The 23,216-nt window shown below is 59.0% G+C and carries 23 protein-coding genes and 2 pseudogenes; 9 read left to right on the top strand and 16 right to left on the bottom strand.

Annotated elements, in window-relative coordinates; translation table 11 throughout:
- Positions 1 to 39: 39 nt before the first annotated feature.
- Positions 40 to 1,218, bottom strand: a complete 1,179-nt coding sequence (locus IY145_RS24225; RefSeq protein ID WP_312030660.1) for a PepSY-associated TM helix domain-containing protein — start codon at positions 1,216 to 1,218, stop codon at positions 40 to 42.
- A 77-nt stretch (positions 1,219 to 1,295) separates the two neighbouring features.
- Entirely contained in the window at positions 1,296 to 3,518 is a 2,223-nt protein-coding gene (locus IY145_RS24220; RefSeq protein WP_196410833.1) for a TonB-dependent siderophore receptor, read from the bottom strand.
- Between the two features lie 641 nt (positions 3,519 to 4,159).
- On the opposite strand from IY145_RS24220, the gene IY145_RS24215 reads away from it, so the two are divergent.
- From IY145_RS24215 to IY145_RS25985, 3 genes are read left to right on the top strand one after another with little or no spacing between them, the layout of a single operon-like run.
- Positions 4,160 to 4,837 (top strand): response regulator transcription factor, encoded by a 678-nt coding sequence (locus IY145_RS24215; RefSeq protein ID WP_196410832.1) that lies wholly within the window; start codon positions 4,160 to 4,162, stop codon positions 4,835 to 4,837.
- Positions 4,834 to 6,249: a HAMP domain-containing sensor histidine kinase gene (locus IY145_RS24210; RefSeq protein WP_196410831.1), complete on the top strand. Its 1,416-nt coding sequence runs from the start codon at positions 4,834 to 4,836 to the stop codon at positions 6,247 to 6,249. The genes IY145_RS24215 and IY145_RS24210 overlap by 4 nt, the downstream gene beginning before the upstream one ends.
- Positions 6,197 to 6,547, top strand: a complete 351-nt coding sequence (locus tag IY145_RS25985) for an efflux RND transporter permease subunit (protein WP_246722422.1) — start codon at positions 6,197 to 6,199, stop codon at positions 6,545 to 6,547. The genes IY145_RS24210 and IY145_RS25985 overlap by 53 nt, the downstream gene beginning before the upstream one ends.
- Here the strand turns inward: IY145_RS25985 and IY145_RS24200 are convergent.
- Positions 6,537 to 7,297: pseudogene (locus IY145_RS24200) on the bottom strand (IS5 family transposase). The gene IY145_RS25985 and the pseudogene IY145_RS24200 sit on opposite strands and share 11 nt — an antisense overlap.
- 181 nt (positions 7,298 to 7,478) lie before the next feature.
- Between IY145_RS24200 and IY145_RS24195 the strand changes: the two are divergent.
- Complete coding sequence (locus IY145_RS24195) at positions 7,479 to 7,682, top strand: hypothetical protein (protein WP_196410830.1); 204 nt, start codon at positions 7,479 to 7,481, stop codon at positions 7,680 to 7,682.
- On the opposite strand, the gene IY145_RS24190 is transcribed toward IY145_RS24195, so the two are convergent.
- Positions 7,640 to 8,842, bottom strand: a complete 1,203-nt coding sequence (locus IY145_RS24190) for an IS256 family transposase (RefSeq protein ID WP_196406422.1) — start codon at positions 8,840 to 8,842, stop codon at positions 7,640 to 7,642. The genes IY145_RS24195 and IY145_RS24190 overlap by 43 nt on opposite strands.
- A 55-nt stretch (positions 8,843 to 8,897) precedes the next feature.
- Between IY145_RS24190 and IY145_RS24185 the strand changes: the two are divergent.
- Positions 8,898 to 9,287: pseudogene (locus IY145_RS24185) on the top strand (transposase); the annotation flags it as partial.
- Here IY145_RS24185 and IY145_RS26665 read toward each other — a convergent pair.
- Positions 9,200 to 10,192 (bottom strand): class I SAM-dependent methyltransferase, encoded by a 993-nt coding sequence (locus IY145_RS26665; protein ID WP_409455331.1) that lies wholly within the window; start codon positions 10,190 to 10,192, stop codon positions 9,200 to 9,202. The pseudogene IY145_RS24185 and the gene IY145_RS26665 overlap by 88 nt on opposite strands.
- On the opposite strand from IY145_RS26665, the gene IY145_RS25980 reads away from it, so the two are divergent.
- Both IY145_RS25980 and IY145_RS24175 read left to right on the top strand, forming a co-directional pair.
- Positions 10,079 to 10,333 (top strand): hypothetical protein, encoded by a 255-nt coding sequence (locus IY145_RS25980; RefSeq protein WP_246722421.1) that lies wholly within the window; start codon positions 10,079 to 10,081, stop codon positions 10,331 to 10,333. The two genes, IY145_RS26665 and IY145_RS25980, sit on opposite strands and share 114 nt — an antisense overlap.
- A 110-nt stretch (positions 10,334 to 10,443) precedes the next feature.
- Positions 10,444 to 10,662, top strand: coding sequence for a hypothetical protein (locus IY145_RS24175; protein WP_196410828.1), 219 nt, complete (start codon positions 10,444 to 10,446; stop codon positions 10,660 to 10,662).
- 280 nt (positions 10,663 to 10,942) lie between these two features.
- Here IY145_RS24175 and IY145_RS24170 read toward each other — a convergent pair whose 3' ends face one another.
- Positions 10,943 to 12,343: a lipopolysaccharide biosynthesis protein gene (locus IY145_RS24170; RefSeq protein WP_196410827.1), complete on the bottom strand. Its 1,401-nt coding sequence runs from the start codon at positions 12,341 to 12,343 to the stop codon at positions 10,943 to 10,945.
- Positions 12,344 to 12,915: 572 nt separating this feature from the next.
- On the opposite strand from IY145_RS24170, the gene IY145_RS24165 reads away from it, so the two are divergent.
- Positions 12,916 to 13,170, top strand: coding sequence for a type II toxin-antitoxin system Phd/YefM family antitoxin (locus tag IY145_RS24165; RefSeq protein WP_196410826.1), 255 nt, complete (start codon positions 12,916 to 12,918; stop codon positions 13,168 to 13,170).
- The gene (locus tag IY145_RS24160) at positions 13,170 to 13,574 is read left to right on the top strand and encodes a type II toxin-antitoxin system VapC family toxin (RefSeq protein ID WP_196410825.1); all 405 of its coding nucleotides are present in this window, start codon (positions 13,170 to 13,172) and stop codon (positions 13,572 to 13,574) included. The genes IY145_RS24165 and IY145_RS24160 overlap by 1 nt, the downstream gene beginning before the upstream one ends.
- A gap of 238 nt (positions 13,575 to 13,812) precedes the next feature.
- Here IY145_RS24160 and IY145_RS24155 read toward each other — a convergent pair whose 3' ends face one another.
- From IY145_RS24155 to IY145_RS24110, 10 genes are all read right to left on the bottom strand, one after another.
- Entirely contained in the window at positions 13,813 to 14,829 is a 1,017-nt protein-coding gene (locus IY145_RS24155; RefSeq protein WP_196410824.1) for a hypothetical protein, read from the bottom strand.
- 228 nt (positions 14,830 to 15,057) lie between these two features.
- Positions 15,058 to 15,996: a hypothetical protein gene (locus tag IY145_RS24150; RefSeq protein ID WP_196410823.1), complete on the bottom strand. Its 939-nt coding sequence runs from the start codon at positions 15,994 to 15,996 to the stop codon at positions 15,058 to 15,060.
- 148 nt (positions 15,997 to 16,144) lie between these two features.
- Positions 16,145 to 16,846, bottom strand: coding sequence for a bifunctional 2-polyprenyl-6-hydroxyphenol methylase/3-demethylubiquinol 3-O-methyltransferase UbiG (locus tag IY145_RS24145; protein WP_196410822.1), 702 nt, complete (start codon positions 16,844 to 16,846; stop codon positions 16,145 to 16,147).
- Positions 16,847 to 17,038: 192 nt separating this feature from the next.
- Positions 17,039 to 18,217 carry a glycosyltransferase family 1 protein gene (locus IY145_RS24140; protein WP_196410821.1) on the bottom strand — a complete coding sequence of 393 codons (1,179 nt, stop codon included), beginning with the start codon at positions 18,215 to 18,217 and terminating at the stop codon, positions 17,039 to 17,041.
- A complete protein-coding gene (locus IY145_RS24135; RefSeq protein ID WP_196410820.1) occupies positions 18,204 to 18,572 on the bottom strand; it encodes a hypothetical protein in 369 nt (122 codons plus the stop codon). The genes IY145_RS24140 and IY145_RS24135 overlap by 14 nt, the downstream gene beginning before the upstream one ends.
- Positions 18,573 to 18,675: 103 nt before the next feature.
- Entirely contained in the window at positions 18,676 to 19,476 is an 801-nt protein-coding gene (locus IY145_RS24130; protein WP_196410819.1) for a class I SAM-dependent methyltransferase, read from the bottom strand.
- A 152-nt stretch (positions 19,477 to 19,628) separates the two neighbouring features.
- On the bottom strand, positions 19,629 to 20,771 hold the full coding sequence (locus tag IY145_RS24125) for a glycosyltransferase (RefSeq protein ID WP_196410818.1): 1,143 nt from the start codon (positions 20,769 to 20,771) through the stop codon (positions 19,629 to 19,631).
- A 151-nt stretch (positions 20,772 to 20,922) separates the two neighbouring features.
- Positions 20,923 to 21,219: a hypothetical protein gene (locus IY145_RS24120; RefSeq protein WP_196410817.1), complete on the bottom strand. Its 297-nt coding sequence runs from the start codon at positions 21,217 to 21,219 to the stop codon at positions 20,923 to 20,925.
- Complete coding sequence (locus IY145_RS24115; RefSeq protein WP_196410816.1) at positions 21,216 to 22,454, bottom strand: glycosyltransferase family 4 protein; 1,239 nt, start codon at positions 22,452 to 22,454, stop codon at positions 21,216 to 21,218. Before IY145_RS24115 ends, IY145_RS24120 begins: the two co-directional genes overlap by 4 nt.
- Complete coding sequence (locus tag IY145_RS24110; protein WP_196410815.1) at positions 22,447 to 23,181, bottom strand: class I SAM-dependent methyltransferase; 735 nt, start codon at positions 23,179 to 23,181, stop codon at positions 22,447 to 22,449. The genes IY145_RS24115 and IY145_RS24110 overlap by 8 nt, the downstream gene beginning before the upstream one ends.
- Positions 23,182 to 23,216: the final 35 nt, after the last annotated feature.

Genomic DNA, 23,216 nt, shown 5'->3' with positions numbered 1-23,216 from the left:
ATCTGCTGGGCGAGGCGGGTCCGGCGTTTTGCCGTCGGATCACGACCGCGTCGTGCGTGCCGGTCGGCGAAGGGATGACGATTGTTTCTTCCACCAAATATAGACGCCAGTCACCGACAGCATGACAACGACCATGCCGAAAGCGCCGACGAGAATGCGATAAGGCATGCCGAACACTGCCCCCATATGGAGCGCAGCGAGCCAGGAGGTCAGCGTGACGCCGCTGCGGTCGCCCGTCGGCAGGCTCAGCGCCACGAAGTCGCCGGTGTAGGCGTCGAACAAAACGGACGTCGTCCCCAGCCTGTCGCCGAGATCCAGGCTCGATCGCACGCGGTATTGAATTAAGCCCTTGCCGAGCTTGTAATAGAGCGCATCGGCGCGCTCCACCTCGAAGCCGCGTGCGCGCGCCTGTTCGGCGATCAGCTTCACGCCGATCGCCTGCGCCTCTTCCCATTCGAGCGGCTTCGTCGCGTCGTCGCGCTTGGGCTGCGCAGGCCATGCCCATGGGGGCGGCGCATAATCGAAGAAGAACTTCGTCACTCCTGTGTAGACCCCGTTCAAATTGAAGAACACGCTCGACCAGGCGAAGACGAGCAGCATAGCCCATAACCAGAGCCCGCTCGCACGGTGCAGATCGAAATTGATCCGGTAGAAGGAGACGCGCCATTTGACGAGCCAGGCGGGCGTCCAGCGGGCGAGATAGCCGCGACGATTGCCGGGGCTCGGGCGCGGCAAGGTCAGATAGGCGGCGACGAAGCAGTCGAACGTCCACAGCAGCGCGATGATTCCGAGAATCCAAGCGCCCGTCTCGCCGATCGCCAATTCGTAATGAAGGCGGTAGACGAAGGGCATCACCTCTGCGAGCGCGGTCGGCAATCCTCCGCCAGGACGTTGGCGACCGAGTTCCTCGCCCGTCACTGCGTCCAGAATGAGCGCGCCGAAATCGAGCGGCGGGGCGCCGGGCTGCGGCTTCATGCCGATGCGGGCGGCGCCCAACTCTCCGCCGAGATAGACGGTGACCGCGTGCGCTCCCGGCGCGAGACGCTCCGCGCGCCGAGCCAGCATAGCCGGATCGAGCGTCGGGCCGTGCGGGCCGGGATATATCTGCGGCGCCAGCCAATGGCTCAGCTCCGGCAGGAAGGCCAGCATCGTTCCGGTCAGTCCGACGACGATGAGGAAGCCCGCCATGGCGAGGCCGATCCACCGGTGCAGCAGCACGAATATGCGCCGAGCCTTCGGCGAAGCGACTTCGGAAACGCGCTCCGGAGCCCGGTTTTCGATTGCCCGTGTCACGCTCAGAACTCCAAGCGCAGAGAGCCCATGAAGGTCCTCGGCGCGCCGGGATAGATCGCGGTTCGGCTCGTCGCCGTCGAATAATAGGTCGTGTCGAGAAGATTGCGCACATTGAGCTGCGCCGTCGCTTTCTTAGCCCAAGGGACGAGGAAGGCGGGAAGCTCATATTGGATCATCGTGTCGACGCGCGCATAGCCCGGAACCTGGAAGCTGCTGTTGTTGTCGCCTTGCCGCTCGCCGACCGCGAAAACGCCCGCCGCCAGTGAGAGGCCGGTGAGCTCGCCGCCCGCCTCATATTTCACCCAGACGCTTCCCTGATGGAAGGGAACGTCGCGCAGGCGCCGCCCCTCCCTGCCGCCGAAGGCCGCTGGGCCGCTCGAATCCTTCGAGACCCACGCATGGTCATAGGCGTAATTTGCGATGACGCTCCAATTCTCGTCGAGGCGGCCGTTGACGTCGAGCTCGACGCCCTCGCTTTCCACTTGGCCGATCACCTCGGAAAAAGTCGTTCCCGGTATGCTCTGAACGACATTGGACTTGACGATATCGTAATAGGCGATGGTCGCGGTCAGCCGCCGGTCGAGCAGCTCGGCCTTGATGCCGCCTTCGAACTGCCTGCCGGACTGCGGGGCGAAGACCGCGACGCCGGAGGGCGGAAGCGCATTGGTGACGCCGAAGGAACGCGAGTAATTGCCATAGAGCGACAGCCACGACCAGGGTTGGATCAGCAGACCGATGCGTGGGCTCGCAGCATTGTCGGTCGCCGTCCGCATGGTGGCGAGCGCTTCGCTGAGCGTCGATTTGGTGTCCGTGGTCGAGGAGTCGGCCCAGTCGACGCGACCGCCGAGCAGCAGATGCACGCGATCGTCGAAGATCGATATCTTGTCTTGGCCATAGAGCCCGCGCCACTCGTCGCCGCCGCCATAGCTGTAATTGGTGATCGCCTTCATATAGGAGCCGAGCGGCGAATAGGCCGGCGCATAGATATTGATCTTCCCGAAATTGGAGTTGTTGTACCCAGAAACCTCCTCGCGATAGCGGTAATAGTCCCAGCCGAGGAGAATGCTATGGGTGAACGGCCCGGTCACGAATTTTCCAGTCAGGTCGAGATTGGTCGCCAGCGAGCGCCGGTTGGGCAGATTGCCGTCGAAGACCGCCTTGGTCGCGACGCCGGTCGATTCGTTGAGCCCGCTGATGGACACGAAGCGATCCTTGAAATTCACCGTGTTAAAGGCGAAGCGATTGGTCAGGCTCCAATCGGGCGCGATCTCATAGGTCCAGTCGAGACCGATGAGGAATCGCTCCTCGCGGCTCGGATTATAGGGCGTGACCGCAGGATCGCCGAGGAAGCGGCTGATCGGAATGGAGGCCGGCCGCGTCCCGATCGCGACCAATTGCGGCGCGCTGTCGTAGGTGAAGATCGAATTTTGATATTCGCCTTGGAAATTCACGCGGAAATTCTCGGTCGGGCGCCAGCTCAGCGAGGGCGCCAGCAAAACGTCCTGGCCCCAGACATAATCACGGAAGGAGTCGCTGCGATTGTAGGAGGCGACGATGCGATAGAGCCATTCCTTGTCGGGGGTCAGCGGGCCGGTCGCGTCGAGAATCGTGCGCGTGAGGCCCCATGAGCCGAATTGCTCCTGAACGGAGTAATAGGGTGTATCGAGCGGCTTTTTGGTGATGATATTGACCATGCCGCCGGGCTCGAACCTGCCGAAAAGCATGGAGGCCGGCCCTTTCAGAATTTCGACCGACTGCAGATTGGCCGTCTGCAGCCGCGCGAAATAGCGCGACATCTGCAGATTGTCGCGGAAAGTGAGCGCGCCGGCTTCGAAGCCGCGGATGATGAAGCGATCGTAGCCGCCCTCCATCGCCTGAACGCCGCTGACATTGCCGGAAACGGCGTCGGCGAGCGAGATCGCCTGCCGATCGTCCATTGTCTGGTGGGTCACGACTTGCACGGCGAAGGGAGCCTGCATGAGCGGAACCTGCGATTTTCCAGAGAGCGAAGGCGTCTCGAAATCCACCGTATAGCCGGTGACTCTGCCGCCGAGGCCCGCGCCCTCTCGGCTGGAACCAGGCCGCTCCTTCGTTTTGGCGCGTCCTTGCGCCTCTGCGGCGATGTCGATCGTCGGTAACGCCTCCTGCGCCAGAGCTGCTTCTGCGAGAAGAAATGCGGCGAGCGCGCCGGCGGACGCGCCGCGCAGCGATTGGCGATATGACATGATAGATTCTCCTGGCGCGGCAGTGCGCGCAAATCCGAAAGCCCCGAAATGCGACTGTCAGCGAGTCGGTTGATCAGAAGACTGTCGGAGGCGCGCGCGCAGACCAGGAGCTCGCCCACCCTGCGAGCATTCGCGCGAAAACGACATCGCCGCGGGTAGGACTTTCGTCGATGCGCCCGGCGCTTCGACCGTCGCCGTCACGCCGGCGACCGCGACGAGATCGTGGCACGTCCCGCGATCGCCGGTCAGACAGAAGGCGCAATGTCGGGGACCGCGCTCCGAATTGGCCGGGAGCCCGCCGTCTCGCTCGCCGCATGTCGCCTCGACGGCGTATTGGGCGAGGAAGTGGGACGCGGAGGTTTCGGCCCGCGCATGGAAAGAGAGCAAGAGCGCCTGAAGCGCGAAGACGCAGACCCCGATCCACGCCGCCAACGCGCCGGAGTTCGCCCGTCGCGCAGGGCTGCCTCGCGTCATCTTTCTTCCTCCCCGGGTGCGCCCGGAGGCGCCGCCGCTCTCCCCTGCCCGATGCAATGTCTCGCCAACGTTTCCGAGCCGCCGTGCCCGCAAAAAAAACCGCGCCTGTTGCAATTTCGACACAGACGTGGCCATATCGCGCCGGGGAACGGCAAGGAGCGGCGCCGATGCGGATCCTCGTGGTCGAAGACCAGAAGGAGCTGGCGTATCAGATAGCCAAAAAGGTGTCTCAGGCCGGTTTCGCGGTCGATAGCGTCGGAACCATAGGCGACGCTCTAGCGCTGCTCGAAGACGAGCCTTTTTCCGCCGTTCTGCTGGACCGACGGCTGCCCGATGGCGATGGTCTATCGCTCATGAGGATCGTGCGCGAGAAGCAGCCCGAGAGCCGCGTGCTGATGCTGACCGCTCTCGACGCGATCGACGATCGCGTCGAGGGGCTCAACGCCGGCGCCGACGACTATCTGATCAAGCCTTTCAGCCTGGATGAGCTGCTGGCGCGCATCCGCGCCAGCCTGCGCCGCGCGGGCGGAGCCCCCGCCCCGCGCGTGTCGATTGGCGCGCTGACCTTCGATCTCGACTCGGGCACGGCGCAGGTCGAGCGACGCGCCATCCAATTGCAACGCCGTGAGACTGCGCTGCTGGAGGCGCTGATCCGTCGCGCCGAGCGTGTGGTGCGCCGGCATATGCTGATGGCCGAAATCTATGGCCTCGAGGAGGAAATCCAGCCGCATGCGCTGACCATTCTCGTCTCGCGCCTGCGCGCGCGACTAGACGAGGCCGGCGCGGGCGTCGAAATCCACACGTCGCGAGGCGTCGGATATATGATCGCCGAGAAGCGCGAATGAGAAGGCGTCGGTCGCTGACGCTGCGGCTCGTCGCATATCTCTCCTTGGCGCAATTTCTGGCGGCGTTCGGACCGTGGTTCGTCGTCGCCTTTCTGACCTCGACTCTGCACGTCGACAATGATGCCGCTCTCGAGCACTATACATTCTTGCGCATACGCGATCTCGTCGTCGACTCGATCGTCCCTGCGCCGGACGGCGGTTCGCGCATCGAGCCGACGCCGACGCTGCGCGCGCGCCTCGTCGAGAATCCCGCCCTTCGATTCGCCGCCGCGCCGCGCGAAGGCTCCGGCGTGATGGAAGGCTCCGCGCCGGAGCTTCTCCCGCGCCTCGCGCTCGCGAGAGACAATGGCATGCGGCAGATGCGCTTTTTGTCGAGCGCCGGCTCGGAGCCCGCGCATTGGGGAATGGTCGAGCTGTCGACGACGCCCGACAAGAAGATATTCGTCGCCGCGCAGGGCTTCGAATTCCGATGGCCGGACCTGTTTCATTTCGTGATCGAGGATCGCTTGTTCGGCGCTGTTGTCTTCGCGGTCGGATGGGGCCTCTCCGCTTTGCTGATCTTCATCGGCGTGCGGCGCGCGCTCATCCCATTGCGCCGCGCGACGACGCAAGCGGCCCGCATCGATCTCGATTCGCTCGGCCAAGCAATCGACGACTCCGACATGCCCGAGGAGGTGCGCCCGATCATCTCGGCGATGAACGGCGCGCTCGCGCGTCTCGACGCGAGCGTGACGCGCATGCGCCGCTTCACGGCCAATGCCGCGCACGAACTGCGAACGCCTGTCGCCGTCATGCGGGCGCGTCTCGAGAATTCAGAGGAGCCGAGCTTCAAGCTCGATCTGATGCGCGACGCGACCCGCATTCAGGCGATCATCGAGCAATTGCTGATCAATGCGCGGATCGAGGAGAAGCACGTCTCGACCGATCAGAGCGTCGATCTCGTCGATGTCGTCAGTCAGGTCGTCGCCGATCACACGCCGCTGGCGCTGCGCCTCGACCGCAGAATCGAATTCGACTGCGACGCCGATCACGTCCTCGTCCTCGGGGACCGCCGCGCGATCGAATGCGTTGTCGCTAATCTGCTTGATAATGCGTTGCGCGCCGAACCGAGAGGCGGAACCGTGCTGGTCCGCGTCGACGTCGACGCCGAGGTCAGCGTGATTGATCACGGCGACGGCGTGCCGCTCGAGGACCGCGAAACGATCTTCGAGCCATTTTGTCGGAGAACAGAAACAACTCCCGGTTCGGGTCTCGGCCTCGCCATAGCTCGAGAGCTAATGGAAAAGCTGCGCGGACATATCTTCGTCGACGACACGCCAGGTGGCGGCGCGATCTTCAAGCTGTCGTTTCCGGCGACGTTTGCAGAACGACGCCGCTCGAGCGGAACTGTGCGAGTCCTTACCTCAGCGTAGCGAATTTGGCTTCGTTCCATTCTCGGTCCAAATCGCGGTCGAGGAACTCGGCCATTCGGTTTCCGGCGCCAATATAGTCGAGACCGTCGATCGGGTGCGCGCGCTCATGCCAGCCCTCTCACAAGCGTTGCCCGCGGATTTGCAGATCGACATCGTTCAAGATAGAACGCTGACGATCCGCAATTCACTCCACGAGCTTGAGCTCGCCCTGCTGATCGCCATCATTCTGGTCATCGTGGTCGTCTTCGCATTTCTTCGCGACGGGAGGGTCACGCTAGGCTCAGGACTCATTGATTGAGATAGAAGGCGACAGCGGCGGCGATGCATATGGCGGAGAAGAAGGCGTGCGCGCATCGATCGTAACGGGTGGCGATGCGCCGCCAGTCTTTGAGCTTGGCGAAGAGGTTCTCGATCTTATGACGTTGCCGGTAGAGCGCCTTGTCGTAATCGAGAGGCTTCTTACGGCTCTTTGTCGGCGGAATGCAGGGCTCGGTCCCGCGTTCCGCGAGCGCTCGCCGAAACCAGTCGCTGTCGTAGCCGCGATCTGCGATCAGGGCCGAGGACGGCGGCAGCGCGTCGAGCATCAGCCTCGCGCCTTTGTGATCGCTCATCTGCCCTTCGGTCAGCATCATGACAAGCGGCTTGCCGGCGCCGTCGCAAACGACGTGGAGCTTGGAGTTCAGCCCGCCTTTCGTGCGGCCGATACAGCGGGAAAGAGCCCCTTTTTTAGGAGGCTCGCCGCCGTCCGATGCGCTTTCAGATGAGTGGAGTCGATCATGATCCGCTCCGGCTTCGGCCCTTCTCCCGCGAGCGCGGCGAAGATACGATCGAAGACGCCGAGCCGGCTCCAACGGATGAAGCGATTGTAGAGCGTCTTGGGCGGCCCATACTCCTTCGGGGCGTCCTTCCATTGCAGGCCATTCTTGATGACCTAGACGATCCCGCTGACCACGCGGCGGTCGTCCACCCGCGGCACGCCGTGCGCCAAGGGAAAGTGAGGGGAAATTCGCGCCATCTCCGCTTCGCTCAGCAAAAACAAATCACCCATCAAAGCCTCCATTTCGGAGACCTTGAATCACGCCTCACTCCAAATTAATAGGTCCTGAGCCTAGTCGCCACTAGCCCGAAAAATTCACTGGAGGTTGGCGGGAGTGGTGCAGAGCTTTGATTTAGCGTAGAATTCGGTTGTCGAAGCCAACTCGCGCCATTTCGAAGCCGCCACGCCCGCCATGAACGATTCTACCCTGCCGCTTTCCGGCCTGTCACCTGTTTCCGGCAAGACCGTCGTCGCCAAATTCTACGGCGGCCTCCTATCCTTCGATGGCGGCGTGCTGCTGCTGCTGCGCGAGATGGGACTGTCAGGAATCTTGTGTGCGGGGCCGGGTTTCCATCACGCCGCGACGAAGCGATCGTCGAACATGATGGCGAATTGATTTTTCGCCTCGCACCATTCGCGCGGCGCCATTTTCCACTCCCCGGCGACTTGGCGCAAGACGAGATAGAGGAGCTTCATCGCCGCATCGTCAGTCGGAAAATGCCCTCTCGTCCGCACGGCGCGCCGCAGCTTCGCGTTCAAGGATTCTATGGCGTTCGTCGTGTAGATGATCCGCCGTACCGCGATCGGAAAGGCGAAAAACGGGATGACCTGCTCCCAATTGCGCCGCCAGCCCTGCGCGATCGACGGATATTTCTTGCCCCAATGGCCGCCGTCGAAGGCCTCCAACGCCTCTTTGGCCGCCTCGGCGGTCGGGGCGCGATAGATCGTCTTCAGCGCGGCGGCGATCGCCTTGCGGTCCTTGTATGAGGCGAATTCCATCGGGTTTCGAATGAGATGCACGATGCAGGTCTGCACGGTCGTCTGCGGAAACACCGCATTGATCGCCTCCGGAAAGCCCTTCAGGCCGTCGACCACGGCGATCAGTATGTCGCCGACGCCGCGGTTCTTCAGCTCGTTCATCACCCGAAGCCAGAATTTGGCACCCTCCGAGGTCTCGATCCAAAGCCCCAGAATGTCCTTCGTTCCGTCCGGCGTGACGCCGAGCGCCACATAGACGGCCTTGTTGCGGACCAGGCCTTCGTCGCGGATTTTGACGCGCAGCGCGTCGAAGAAAACCAAGGGATACATCGCCTCGAGCGGCCGGTTCTGCCATTCGGCGACGGTCTCCAGCACGGCGTCGGTGACTGTCGAGATCAGATCGGGCGAGACTTCCAGGCCGTAGAGCTCGAGCAAATGGCCCTGGATCTCGCGCACCGTCATGCCGCGCGCATACATCGACACGATTTTCTCGTCGAAGCCGGGAAAGCGGCGCTGATAGCGCGCGATCAGCTTGGGATCGAAGCTCCCCTCCCGGTCCCGCGGGACCCTGATGTCGATCTTCGACGTCTCGGTCAGCACGGTCTTCTTCGAATAGCCGTTGCGGTGGTTCGCCTTGCCCGCCGCCGCTTCGCTCTCGAGATGGTCGTCCATCTCCGCGTTCAGAACCCGTTCCGCCAGCGCCTTCTTCAGCTCATCGAACAAGCCATCCTTGGAAAAAACCTCCTTCGGATCGCGTCCCGACAGCAATTGGTCCAATGTGCCCTTCTTGATCGCCATAGCCCGCCTCCTGCGGTTCTACTATGGCCCCACACACAAGATTCCTGACAGTCCCCGCGAGATCGAGCAGCGCCTGCGCGTCGCCGAACGGCTCGCTGACTGCATCCACGATCCGCGCGATCCCGATCTCGTCACCCATATGCTCGCTGACATCATTCGCTTTCGCCTGCTCATGATCGGCGCCGGCTATGAGGACGGCAACGACGCCTCGGCTCTGCGCAGCGATCCGATGTTCAAGACGGCGCAAGGCATCGCGCCTTCCGAGCACGAGCTCGCTTCGCAATCGACGATCTCGCGCTTCGAGAATCTGCCAGACGCTCGCGCTCTGCTGCGCATGGGCTGCGCCTTGGTCGATCTCTATTGCGAGTCGTTCCATCGCGTTCCAGAGCGCATCACGCTCGACATCGACGACACCTTCGACACCGTCCACGGATGCCAGCAGCTCCTCAAGCTTCGCTTGCGTCCAACGTTCCGATTGAAACGGTTCCGAACCGCCTCGAGCACTATCGTCGGGATTGAACTCATGCACCGGATCCGGAAAAGCGAGTTCAAACTTGGAAGTCTCGGCATCAACGAGAACCGTGCGCCCGATATCTGGAATGCCACGCTCGCTGCATAGCCCGGCCGATACCGGCGCCGTTTCTCGCCTTTCATGAAACGGTTGCACCAGAACCGTCGTGCGAATAGCGTTCTCCGAGATTCCATCTCATCGTCGCGCTCGACGGTTCGCTCCGAGACGGTCACCCCATTCTTGACTGCTATGGCGAATATGAGGCTCGGCGGGAAAACACGCAGCAGAGGCGCTGGAATCAAAGGATCGAATTCGAACATTTCTTTGACTTTGAAGCCGCGCTCAAAGAAGGCCTTCTCGAGTGCGGGCGGAGTGGTCTCGAATTTCGAAACGGACAGATAGCTCCATGCGCCAGAGCAACTCCATCGGAATCGTCGATCCGCAAGGCGTTGCGCGAATCGAAGCGGGGAATTCGCATGTGGCACGGAAACGATTAAAAATCCACCTGGCTCGATGACCCGTGCCAATTCATCCAGGCACTGATATGGCCGATCGAGATATTCGATCACGCTAAGGCATATGCAACCCGCGAAAGATCCATCTGCAAAGGAGAGTCGATCGAGGTCCGCCACCGTTTCGAATTGCGTCATATCGGAAAGGCCGTATCTCTTAGCGAGCCGTCGGGCGGAGTTTATCATGGGCGTCGAAGCGTCGAGACCTGTAAAATGCCTCTCTCGATTAGCCAAGAGGCGCGAGAAAAAGCCGCTGCCGCAGCCAGCATCCAGCCAACGGCCAGGCCGCGCAATCGCCGGCGCGATCTTGCGTCGAAAGAAGTCCACGCGTCGCTGGAATCCTCCCGAAAGATATTTGTCATCCCAGGCATCTGCGAGATCGTCGTGGAAACTCACCGCATTCAGAAGTTCGCTTTCGTTGCGATCGCTCCAATGCGCTCGGCGTTCGACGCTCGGGGTGAGTTTTGACACGCTGCGAGATTTCGACAAATAGTACGAGACCATCTCTCTTATACACGATTTTGTCGGATGTTTCATTTGCATCGCGTGTCTTCCGTCTCTACTAGATTCTCGTGCAAATGTTTCATGAAGCGCGAGAAACGGCGCCAGTATCGGCTGGGTTATGCGGCGAGCCCGGCTTTCCAGATATCGGGCGCACGGCTCTCGTTGATGCCGAGACTTCCAAGTTTGAACTTGCCTTTCCGGATCCGGTGCATGAGTTCAATGCCGGCGATGGTGATCGAGGCGGTTCGGAACCTTTTCAATCCGGGCGCGGCAATTTCGTCTTTCTGATGTAAGGCGACAGCGTAACGCTCCTTCTGGGAGATTCGGGTCGGCTGCGCACTGACCCGTTATGCCGCCTGCCTCCGCCGGCGTCACCCACTTTCGGCGATAGCTCCCGTCTCCTGCCGTTTGCGTCAGAGCTCTCAGCGAGTGTCGCCCCCGACGTTCGGTCGAGGAAAGCAGATGGCGCGAATGGAAGAGCGCCTCCCGCGCGCCTATCAGAGCCTGACAAAGGCTGCCCTTGAAATCGATCATCGCATTATTCCGCCTGCTCTGCTGAAGCCGAGTATCAATTCACTCCGTCAACGCGGCGCTCTTGTTTGAGCCGCGCTCGGCCAAGCGTGTTTGCACCTCGGAAAAATCACGGAAAAGACCGATGATCTTCCAAATGCCGGGCGCAATGACGGCGATTGAATATCCAATACTGGTTGCTATGACCGCACCAGCGCTGCCAATCCTCGGAATGAGAATGATCGCTAGAGGTAGATTGATAACCACCATCCCGAGCTGGCCGAACAGCACCATGCGGTGGATCGTCGCCATGTAGAAAAAACCTGTGAACCCATGCGCGACCGCGGAGACGGTCCCGTAAACCGCCATGCTGGTGACCAGCAAAGGCGACGGATTGATTGCTCCTCCCATCCAGGTGGCGAGAATGTTGTCCAATACAACAACGATGACGCAAGACACAAGCGCATTAAATATTATAATAACAATATTTGAGATTATAAAATGACGGCGCACCCACCCAAAATCACCTCTCGCGAAAGCCTCGCCATAAGCTGGCATTTGGGCAAGCAAATACATATCGGTTACCAATGACGGAGCCGTGAGTATTTTCTGAACTATAGAGTAATCCGCTACGGATTCGATGTCTAGTAGTTGCGCTACAAGCACTTGGTCTGACTGAACGGCGAGGGCCTGCAATGATATAAAACTTAGGTAAATCGACCCAGAGGCATAGAGGCGTCGGCACACGGACCACTCGACAAATTTCCAATGAGGTCGGATATCCCTCCCCTCATTCATGAAAAAATATACAGAGGCAACAATATTTACAAGTGGGCGTACGCCTAGTGTTGCAAATACAACTATTCCCATGCTAGACTGAAGGTATATTGCTATAATCTGCATACATATTGTTAATATAATAGATATAAATTCCCACTGCTTCGCGACGTCGCCTTGTTGAAGCGCCGCGCGAGCCTGAGTTGCGACAGCTGTTGGAAATGACATTGCCCCTAAATATAGAATTACATTTGCAACATCACGCGCTTCCATTTGCAGTGGCTGGCTTGATATATTCAACGCCCAGCCAAAATTGATATGCGGACTTGCATAAATTGCGGCAATTACGAGAATAAGACTCGCGCTAGAAGCGACGGCATATGTCGTGGAAAGAAGTTTTCGAACTTCGATTCTGTCATCTGCGCCGTGGGCGTGAGCGATTAGCGCCGTTGCGCCGGCGGTAACCCCGCCGTCGGCGAGAGAGAACCAAATCATTAGCGAACTGAGAGTGGCCCAAACACCATAACGATCGGGTCCGAGATAACTTACCATGAACGGTAGGATAAAAAAATTTGCTAGGGTTCCGGTTCCCCGGGTGAAAATCGACATCAGCGTGTATCTAAGCATGCGAAAGCCGCGTGTATCCCTGGAACGCACCGCTTTCAATACCTCAATAATGCGTTTCATCGAACCTCGAAGAGTTTCTGTCAAGCGATCTTGGTAGCTCCCGACCATGACTTGGTCCCTGACCTGCTTCAGTTGGGGCGCATTTTTTTTTGGTGTGTCGAGCATGTGAGAATGAGGCGGCTCACGCTGCGAGGACATAGATCAGCTGTACTGAATGCGATTTTCCGCTCGCCCGCGACTGGCCCTTTCGATTCATGTGCATGAACTCGATCGCAGAGTCTGTTGCGGCGGCAGATCGAAATGATTTGAAGCTCAACATCGGCCCGGGCGCTTGCTTCACCACAAGGTGGTCCCGTTCGACGATATCATCGAGGTATTTGATGCGGCGGATTTCGAGTGGGCGACAGGGTCGTGCCCCCTCTGGTGGTGTAGCAGTTCGGGTGCAAGCCGCTCGCGAAGCGCGCTTTTCATAGCGCCGTAGCGAGCGGGCGGCCTGCGCCGCCGCCTTCGATCATAGCCCATATAGGCTCCCGATCAGATATTGTGACAAAGGCCGATCGGGTCTCCGAGAGAGTGTTGACATTTCAGAACCCCGGGCTATATAGCTAGACAGCCTAGCTAGGAACGCACGCATGGAATGGTCGCTGCAGGACGCCAAGAACCAGTTCTCCAAGGTAGTGCAGAAGGCGCGCGAGGAAGGCCCGCAGACCGTCACTTTGCGCGGTGAACGCGCGGTCGTCGTGCTGTCGACGCGCGACTATGACGCGTTGCGCCCCGGCAGGCCGTCGTTGGTCGACGACCTGTTCACTGGCCCGAGCTGGGACGGCGAGTTCGCCGAGGCGGTCGTGCAACGCGCAAAGACGCAGAGCCGCAGTCCTGCTTTCTGATGTATCTGGTCGACACAAATGTCGTTTCCGAGGCCCGGCGCGGCGCGCCACAGGCGATCTCGTGGCTACGCTCCGTCGATCCGCTCGGCGTATATCTGAGCGTCCTGACGCTTGGTGAGATCATGCGGGGGATCGCGCTGAAGCAGAAGTCGGACCCCAAAGCCGCCGGACATCTCGCCGAATGGCTACGCAAGCTGCGAAGCGACCATGCCGATCGCATCCTGCCGATCACCGACCAGATCGCCGTCGAATGGGGCCGGATCGCGGCAATTCGGCCGCGGGGCGATGTAGACGGATTGATTGCTGCGACGGCGATCGTTCACGATCTCATCGTCGTTACCCGGAATATCGCCGACTTCGACGACACCGGGGCGTCGATAATCAATCCCTGGGACCTAGCATGATCCGCCGGCCGACACTCAGCAATCCCGTTCGGCTGGATAATGCTACGGTCAGCCGCTCTGGTGCAAACGGCGCGAGACTTACATGGTTGCTCGATACGAGGAGCGATATTGCCGGGATGAGCACGACTTCGAGTGTCGACGATCTTTGCAAAGGCCGGGATCTCGGTTGCAAGATCATCACTTTCTGCGTGTGTGGTGTCTGCGGGCACGAGTTCAGTTTTCGTTCATGGACGAACTCTTATGGAGCAGGATCAGAGAGTAAGCTTTCAATTTGAAATTTGCAGAGTTCGATCAACTTCGCCGCGCTAGCATTCAGGCCATACGAAACAACGAAGCGATCACCCTTCCGAGCGAGCCCGGCGCAGAATTCAAGACCTCTTTTTTCAAAAAAGAAATCTCCGGATTCCGAGACGATCTCCCACGATCTATCAAAATGAATAAAGCGGTGGACATAGAATATCCCAGATGCGCTAGTTCGCTTTGAACGAAAGCTTCTTCGTGTTACATTAATACGACGATGAAGCAGGCACAGCCAGCCTTCGCCGAAGGGCACAAGTTGTGACGATCCATTATACGCCCGCAAATGTGGCTTACCTTTGCTTTCGATGACGACTTTAGCCTCGCCTTCCAATCGCAATAGACAGAATGGGCTGACGCGATAGATCGCATTCATAACGCCATCAATATCGACAGGCATCCAATTTTTTTCTTGCGCACATTGGAACGGGGACCTGAGGAATGTCACATCCGCCAGTCGATCTCCGACGACGCGCGACATTGTCATCGTGCAGCGACCAGTCACGGTATTATGAGCGCTTCCAGTTACATAGACCTCCCCGTCTATTTCGCTTAATCGAGCATCCTCAATGCCATTCCGTGCCGGATGGTCATCAGTTGTTGTTGTATAATCGGATAAATCATGAAGTTTTAACCGTTCGATGACTTCTAGATTGTCATTAAGAGTGAGAAGCCAGTTTTCATTGCGCAAATCCGATCCACGAAAGCCGATAAACCGGCCGCAACAACTTGTTATCCAATTATGTGTCCTTACAATTGCAATCCATCCTGATGCAGTAGAAATTATACTTGGATTGTCCGCCGATAAGGACGAAGGGATCCGTAAATCAATCGATTTTACGCCAAACAAGTGTGATAAAACAATAAAGTTAGGAGTTCGTGCCCAATAGAGAGGGTAATCAATAATGCCGACCAGGCGACTTAAAATTACTGTGTGCCAAGTTGTCTTAGAAAGCATCGCTGGTCGAGCCTCCGTTGGTCACTACTTTTACCTATAGCCGAGAGGGCTTTTCGATCCCGAGTCGCAGCGACAGAGACATTCGAAGCCATCGGGCGAACCACGAGGTAAGGCGTGGCGCTGCTCGTCGCCAAATCGACGAGTTCTACGTTTGTTCTAATACGCATCGCTTGGCTGAAAGATCGATAATTTCGAACAAGGAGAGGCGAGAAACTGCCTCGTGTGCATTCAGTCTACGTATTGACGAGCTTGCTTTTCAGCAATCACGGGGGTTGCGCCGCCGCACGAAGACGCGCCCATAATGAGCATTCGCTCAATGGTTTTTGGCGACGGGCGGTGACCCTGTTTAAAAAGCTGATAGTTGGCCGGGACGAAAATATCGTCAATATTTTTTGGCGCCTCTGGGAAGTATGATAGATATTCATCCCGAACAAAAAACGCGTTAGCTCCTGTCGCTGCGTTGCAGCATAATAATGTATAAGAAAAACTAGCTAACAGACCTGATAGCAGCTCCAAAGAAGCGCCAGAGTAGTCGCTGTGGTCCCATAAATGATTTGCGTCGTATGCAATAGTCCATTTAATTGGCGGAGGGAATTTTGCATTATATTCAACTATAAAAAGCTTGGGGGAAATTCCGCTTTCTAGTAGTTCCTTTACAAAATAGTAATCATTACCATCTAAATCGACACTTAAAACATCTGTAGCGCTAATCGCCAGCTTTTCGAAACCCTGCTGCATGAGCGGCGTGACATTTTCCAGCGTTACAAAAGCCTTTAAGAAAGCGAATCGTTGCGGGTTCAGCTTATGATTGAAGCACAAATCTTCGCCGCCGATCCAGAATCCGCGCCAACCCATCGCGAGAAGAATTAGAGTGTTATTTTCTAGTCCGTCGCCTACGCCGAGCTCGACAAATGTTCCCTTCGTAACACCAAGACGTTTAACAATTTCGAGTGTGATTCCATCCTCATCCGTTTGAGAGAAATACTTTGCCCCGAAGCGACTTAGTGGGTTTTTCGTTGCGCTCAATGATTGAGTCCATTGTGTCCTCACAAGATAGTCATGCAGCGTATCTTGTTTCTTATAAATTGGCGCAAGTAGCCAATCCCGCACGAGACGGAGAAATTTGAACATCCCCGTTTGCTGCATGCGATAGGCAAATTTGAACATCTCCGTTTTCCTCCATAAGCCGGCGAAGGCCCCGGTCAACGTCGATGCTGACGCATGAACGCGGATTCACCAGAAGAATGCGATTTCGAGAATGCTCCCGCCGACAAAACTATCTATCGGTTCACGGGAGTCGGGAGAGTTCTGGTATTCAGTCACGTCTGAGTAGAACGGTGACATTGGGGTCGAGCGCGATGGCGATTCCGTAGAGCTTGGTCAGGGTCCATTCGACACCCCGGCGCGTGGCGTAGCGCAAGCGCATTCCAATTCGCTTCAGCGCGCTGTCAGCATCGACCACCGTGAATGGGTTTTCGGCGCGTACCATTGTCCAAGGCTTGCCGACCAGAAGCTGCATCAGCACTTGCCCGGAGAGCGCGGAGCGATGTGTCCAATCGCCGTTTTGGGTCACGCAACCGAGTGGGCTTTGGGCATTGGGGAAGCGCGCTAATACATGTCCTCCGGATTTCAGCAGCTTCGCCAAGGAGTCGAACAAGACGAGAAGCTGCTCGCGCGTCAAGTGCTCCATGACGTCGAATGCGACAACGATGTCAAAATTACCTGTGTCCTCCGTCAAGGCGTCGGACAAATCGAGCGCATAGACGCGCACGCCGCGTTCCGCTGCGCTCGCTCGCGCCTCGGCGAGCAGTTCCGTGCCGGATATTCTAGCTCCCTGGTCCGTTGCATAACGGAGGAAGCCGCCGTTGCCGAATCCCAATTCAAGTATTCTCCGGCCAGACAAGTCTAGCCCTCGGAACTCACCCTTGTAATAGCGCCTCTCATAGGGGCTGCAGACCATGAACTGCGAAGGATTCCACTGCTTCCATACGGAATATCCCGCATAGTCGTCCGTCATGTGTCGTCCTTGTTTTCGAGGCTGAAGGAAGTTCTGGCGTCAACGTTTCATGAAGCGCGAGAAACACCGACGTTGCCGGCTGGACAGCGAGCACGGCATTCCAGATATCAGGCGCATGGTTTTGCTGCATCGCGTCACTCGGTCTTTGGCCATAGCTGGCGGTGGCCGATGTGCGCGGCCCATATCGGCCCGTCAGCTGGATTGGCGCACGGCGTACGCGCCGAGGAGAGTGGCGAGCCGGTCGCAGAACCGATCCCAACGATATTCGGCGGCGCGCGCATGCCCCCGCTTGATGAGCGTGTCGCGCAGATTGGCGTCACGCCAGAGTTCCACGGCCTCGGCGAGGTCACTCGCGGACTTGGCATCGATCACCAAGCCCGCGTCACCGATGATTTCGGGCAACGCGCCTCCACCCCTATTCGCCACGACGGGCACGCCCGCCGCCATGGCCTCGAGTCCTGGGATGCCGAATCCCTCGTAATCCGAGAGGGCGACAAGGGCAATGGCTCCGCGGATCCAGCGGCCCATCGACAGGTCGTCGATGCCGCCGTCGATGAGCATCACATTCCGCGCCGCAGAGGCGTCACTTCTGAATTCCTGTTCTACTGGACCAATCACCAGGAGCCGGATATCCGACGCCTGGATTGCGAGCTGCTCGGCAAAGCGCAATAAGTTGTGGCCGCCTTTTTTCCGGGAGATGCCGCCCACTGCAATGAAGTATTTCACGCCGCTCAATGGCGACGCCACGTCGGGCTCCATACGCGATATATCGAAGAAGTGCTGCTCGATGCCGTTGCCGAGAACCTGGACGCGGGTCCGATCGGCTCCGAACAATTCACAAATGCGACTCTTCGAAAATTCCGACACTGTCAGGACGACCGAGGCCCGCGATACGATCCGTGACCACATTGCAAACCGCATGAGCGTTCGTGGATCGAAGCGCTTTTTGCGGTCGGGCTCGAAATGATAGACATCGTGTATCGTTACCGCCGTGTTCGCGCGGCGCGCGCTGACGAGAACCTCCCGCGGGCTGTAGATCCAATCGACCTCGCCGGAGTACGAGTCGAGAGAGGGCCAGTTCAAGCTCAGGGTCGCAGCAGCATAAGCGCGTCGTGATATCGGCAAGCGGCAACTCCGGACATGGGCGAGTGGTGCTATCGAAGGCGCCGATTGGTCCAGGGCCCAGTAGTCCTTTGGCACCCAGAATGTCAGGTCGACGTCTTTCCTTCTGGCCAGTTGCCCGACCATGTTGACGGCGTGCTTCCCGACCCCGGTCGCATAGCCGTGGTAGCGTTCGCTGGCGTTGAACACAGCGACGCGCAACGGTTTCGCGCGTCCGTTGGACACTCCGCGGTGCTCAAGTATCGCCATTGTCTCCCGTCTCGACACCAAGTCGGGCCTCGCTCGCCTCGGTCATTTTGCCGACCCGTAGTCCGACGAGAGCACGCTCCGGTTCTTGCCGCGGATTGCTCTCGAGCCGCGCTTCGGTGTCGGAATGGCCGCGCGACGCATCGTGCTGCAGCTCTCCGAAATTGTAGCTCTCGCCGTTGTAGACGATGACCTTGCGGCTGCCCGGGGAACGCGTGGGCTGCGGACTCGCCGGCGACTCGATGATGGCGAGCCGAGTATGTCCGAGCGCGAACGTCTCATCGACGAAGCTACCCTGATTGTCCAGGCCGCGATGGGCGGAGGCCGCAACCTCGGCGCGTTCTACGCGGCGCTGCATAGCTCGTGCATGGGCTCGTTCGCGCAAAGAAAGCGCCGACCGCCGTTCCGATTACGCGGCAGCCGAGCCGCATGCATCCATCCGCGGAACGTCGATGCCGGGCTCAAATCGGCTTCCTCAACTTGAACAAAGCTTCTCCGCCACGCTTGCTCAACTTATTGGCATAGGCCGCCTCGAGGAGGTAATTGAGCCGATGCAGTATGCGGTCGCCGAAAGGCAGGCAGATTCCATAACGACGCATCTCAGCCAACTCGAACCCGGCCGCTGATGCAGCGGCAAGTATCTCGTCCTTGGAGAAAGCTTCGACCTTGTAGATCACGCGTCGCAACGGCGACCGCGCGTAGAGGGTGCTGATCCAGGCGCCTGGATGGTCTGTCAGAGTGGACTGCAAGATGAGCACGCCACCACGCCGGAGGCTGGTGAAGGCGCGCGCCAGGAGTTCTGGGAGGCGACCAGTGTGCGCAATCAAACCAAGGCAAAGGATCACGTCAAATCGATCAGCGCCCGCCTTTGTCAGCAGTTCGAATCCGTCTTCATTAGTCCATGTAATACTGCCGGCCGGTGGTCGCTGCTTGAAACTTCGCTGAGCCAATTGCAGCATTCCCGGGCTGATGTCATTCACGAGCAACTCGTCGAATGCGAGGAATGAGGCAACAGCATGGGTGATCTCGCCTGAGCCCGCCGCAATGTCGAGGAGCGCACGCGGTTTCTCTCCAAACAACAATTCGACAGTGAGTTGGCGTCGCAGTTGAAATTGAACCGCGGCACCAGTGTGTGTGTTTGGGTCAAAGTTGGTCGCGTAACTTTCCGCCAATCGTTCAAAATGCCCCGCCACAGCCTCTTGGCAGGGGGCGGCTTCGGCCGGTTGCTGGCTGGAAAAAACAAGGCCTTCAGGATTTCTCATCGTGTCCTCTGTCAGCGGCGCTCACTGCCGGTCAAGTTATAACTCTGGTGCAAACGACGGGCGATGGGCATGGCCGTTCGATGCGAGGAGCGGGGTGAGTATGATGTCGACCTTTGACGTTCTTTTCAAAGGCCGGGATCTCGATCGCGAGATCATCGCTGTCTGCGTGCGTCGGTATTGCGCGTGGCGATCACTCTGTGGAGCAGTTCCACCTGAAGTTTGAACTTTTCACTGGAACTTGGGTACGCGCGCGGCAATTGTCGTCGTCCGGCCGTGATGAGGCGCGAGCGCAGTTCCGCAGAGCGAGCGAGCTCGATCAAGCGAGCAGCGATTTGGTCGACATCCTGTGGTGGCACGAAGATCGCCGCGTCTCCGCACAGCTCGCGCGCGAAATCCATATCGGACGTCACCAATGGTCGCTCGAAGAAAAAGCTTTCAGGGTAGACGGCGGTCGAGGCCTCGCGCAATGTCGGCAGGAACACTGCGGAAGCGGCTCGATAGGCGAGCGCCAGCTCGTTGAGCCGCAACGTGCCCACGGCAACGAGGCGATCCGCGACCCCAAGCCGGTTCGCCTCGGCGGCAATCGCGCGCCAGTGGGGACTCGACGGCTCCAGTGTGAAACGGAACTCAAAGTCCAACTCAGGATCGAGCCGTCGCATCGCCGCCGCGACCGGGGGCGTAATCTCGAGATTCTTGTGGAGATAATATGCCGTTGGAATCAAGATTCCGAAACATCCAATGGGCGGATCCTCTCCGGGACTGTGCTGCGCGAGAAGCGGATTGACGCAGTTTCCGATCACGGAAATTCGGTCTGGATCAATTTGGAGGCGGCGTGCCAACCTGTCGGCAACCACTTGCGTTTGGACTGCAAAATGATCGGCTTGGCGAAGCGCAATACACCGTAGCCAATCGGTGAGCTTCCCGAGGAGCGTCGGCGATGTGAGCGGGCCGTCGGGTTTATAAATGAGAGTGGGAAGCGCAAAGCCGACGACATGGTAGGCGCGCGCGCGAAAGTATGCCGGCCCGCTAACCGTGAATACGATATCCGGCGCAAATGCGGCTTCGATATGGGGCAGCTTATAGCGAAGCCACACGCGGTCAAAATTGTGTCTTTTCTGCACGAAGAACACACGAGCATCGAAAGCGACTTCCGGCGGAAGGAAAGATTGGAGTGGGATGGGCACAACCGCCTGCCAATCGATATCGGACTGTTGTCGCAAATTGACGAGGAGGGCGATAGCGCCTTGAACCCCTCCCCCCCAGGCGAGCGGCGTGCAATCTACGAGAACTTTCATTCCAGAAACCTTGGGAGAGCGGGTTGGAGTGTAGGTCTTGCAGGCGAAAATCAAGGGGCGCTCGACGTGCGGCGTTTGGTCGATGAGAAAATGCAGTCACCACCTGCTCACCTCCGCCGACGAAGAGCGGCGTAACCACCGAGGAATCTCGCTATTGGCGCCTTGTGGGATTTGCGAGGGAATACCCGCCCGCATACCGCGGCGTCACTTGGCCGTCGGCGGAGGACAGTCTTGGCATGAGGTAGAAGTAAACGAAGCTGGTCATCAACAGCATGCACGGCAGAGAAATTGCGCCGAGCGTGAATGACTGTACCGAGACGAAATTGGCGATCGCCAGCAACGCCAAATTCGGCAGGTCAGTTTTCGATCCAATCAGATCGGAAAGTGCTTTAAGAGCGGTAAGAGACTGAACAATCCCGAACCGGCCCCGATTGAGATCAGGAGTCATGCCTTCGGCTCAGCGAGGCGGACGTCGCTCAAACCTGCCAGCTTTCGGATGACTGCGACAAAAGCGCGGCCGCAGGCCTCGTCGCTGTATCGTTGCGCGGCCGCCAGCGCCGCCGCCGACATGGCGGCCCGCAATCGCCGATCGGTTACGATGCGCGCGATTCCATCGGCTATGGCTGTTCCGTCGCGTTCGGGAACGATCAGGCCTTCGACGCCGTCCTGAACGACCGAACCACTCGATTCTGTCGTGACCACCGGAAGGCCGTTGGCCAGGGCCTCATAAATCGATGTCGCGGACCCTTCGGCGAGCGAGGGCAGACAGAATACATCCGTGCGCGCGAACTCCTCCGCCATCCGTTCGCGGTCGAGCGCGCCGAGGAAGACGAGGTCTTGTGTCTCCGGCCGCGCTCGGACAATCGGCGACACCCGACCGGCGACAATGATTGCGATGTTCATTCCCCGCTGCTTCAAGATGCGCGCCGCCTTGGCGAGATACGGAATGCCCTTGCGCAGGCCCGCCGCGCCGGCGAACAACACTCGCCCCGGCTCCGGCCGGGCCTCGCGCAGCAGGACGCCGCTGGCGCCGTAGGGAACGAGCCTCACCCGTGCCGGATCGAAGCCGGGCAAATCTCCGAGATCGCGCGCCACGGCCCGCGAGGGGCAAAGGTAGAGATCGGATATGGCGACGAGGCGGCTCATTCGTTTGCGGTAGAATTCGATTACTGACGGGGAAGTGCTGTCGCTTTCCCAACCCGGCCATCGCGAGCGTTCCTCGTGTTCGATCTCGAGATATTTGGGCGTGACGACAAAATCGGAGACGATCCGCGCGCCGCGGCGCTTGGCAAACGCCAGGAACGAGCCGCCATTGCCGTGATAATTGACGACAATGTCGGCGCCCTCGAGGCCGCGCAGGCGATTGGGCCAAGCGAGCGCCTCGTCGATCAGCGGGTAGGCGCGTTCCGCATGCAGAAAGGACATCGACGTCGAGACGAGGTTGGGCAGCACGCTAGCGCGCAAGCGTGCGCTAGGCACACCGGGAACTGTCCGGCGCGCGATGGCCCCTCGAAGCCGCGGCGCGAACCGAGCGGCGAATTGCGCCAATGAGCCAGCATCGCCCTCCGGCCAGGCGGCGTCGGTCACGAGACTATGCAGCAAATTCGCGGCTTCCAAATGTCGCGCATAGACGAAGTTTCGTCGCGCGCCCTGCTGGATCATCATGACTCGCCGTTCAGTCATGATCGCTCATGGGCCTCGTGGCCATCGCCTCGATCTGAAACCAGCGGCGATCGAGTTGCCCCCAGACCCGGCAACAGAAATTAAACACGGGGCGTCCGAGTCGTGCGAGCTGCCTGCTCATCCTGGGCGGCCATTTGTGGATATAGGGCCGGGAATATTCGACCTCATAACCAGCCGCCTTGAGCAGATTGCCGATGCTCTGCGGGCTCCAGGAATAGACATGCTGATTGATGTCCTTCGTCTTGTAGCCCCAGCTGATGTTTTCGCAGGGAACCACGATGTGCAGCTTGCCACCGGGTTTCAACAGCGGTTTCAAGGCCCGCAACTCCTGCCAGGGCTCGAGCGCATGCTCCAACGCATTGTCGGAAATGACGACGTCGATGCTCTCCTGCCCGATCGCCGCGAGCGCTTCTGCCGCGTTGGCGAAAGCCCGCACGCCATTGCTCACTGCGGTCTCGCGCGCCGTGGCGTTGGGTTCGATGGCGAATCGCTCGGCGCATTCGAGATTGGCGAGCAGGAATCCCCCGCCGCAACCCAAATCCAGCACCCTCGATGCAGGCTCGATCGATTTGCGAAATTTGTCGATATTGGCCCATCCGCCAAATTGCCCTCCATCTTTCTGCCACTCGAAATAGGCTGCATCGTAATGCGTTGATACTGTCGGACGCGCCGTTGCTGGTTCGCTCATTGAATGTGCTCGCTTACTGTTCCATGATTCCGACTCCACGCGACTGCGCGGACTGCATTGTGTTCAACCTGTCC

The sequence above is a fragment of the Methylosinus sp. H3A genome (assembly GCF_015709455.1).
Classification (GTDB): Bacteria; Pseudomonadota; Alphaproteobacteria; order Rhizobiales; family Beijerinckiaceae; genus Methylosinus.
This window is presented reverse-complemented; position numbering and strand designations above follow the sequence as displayed.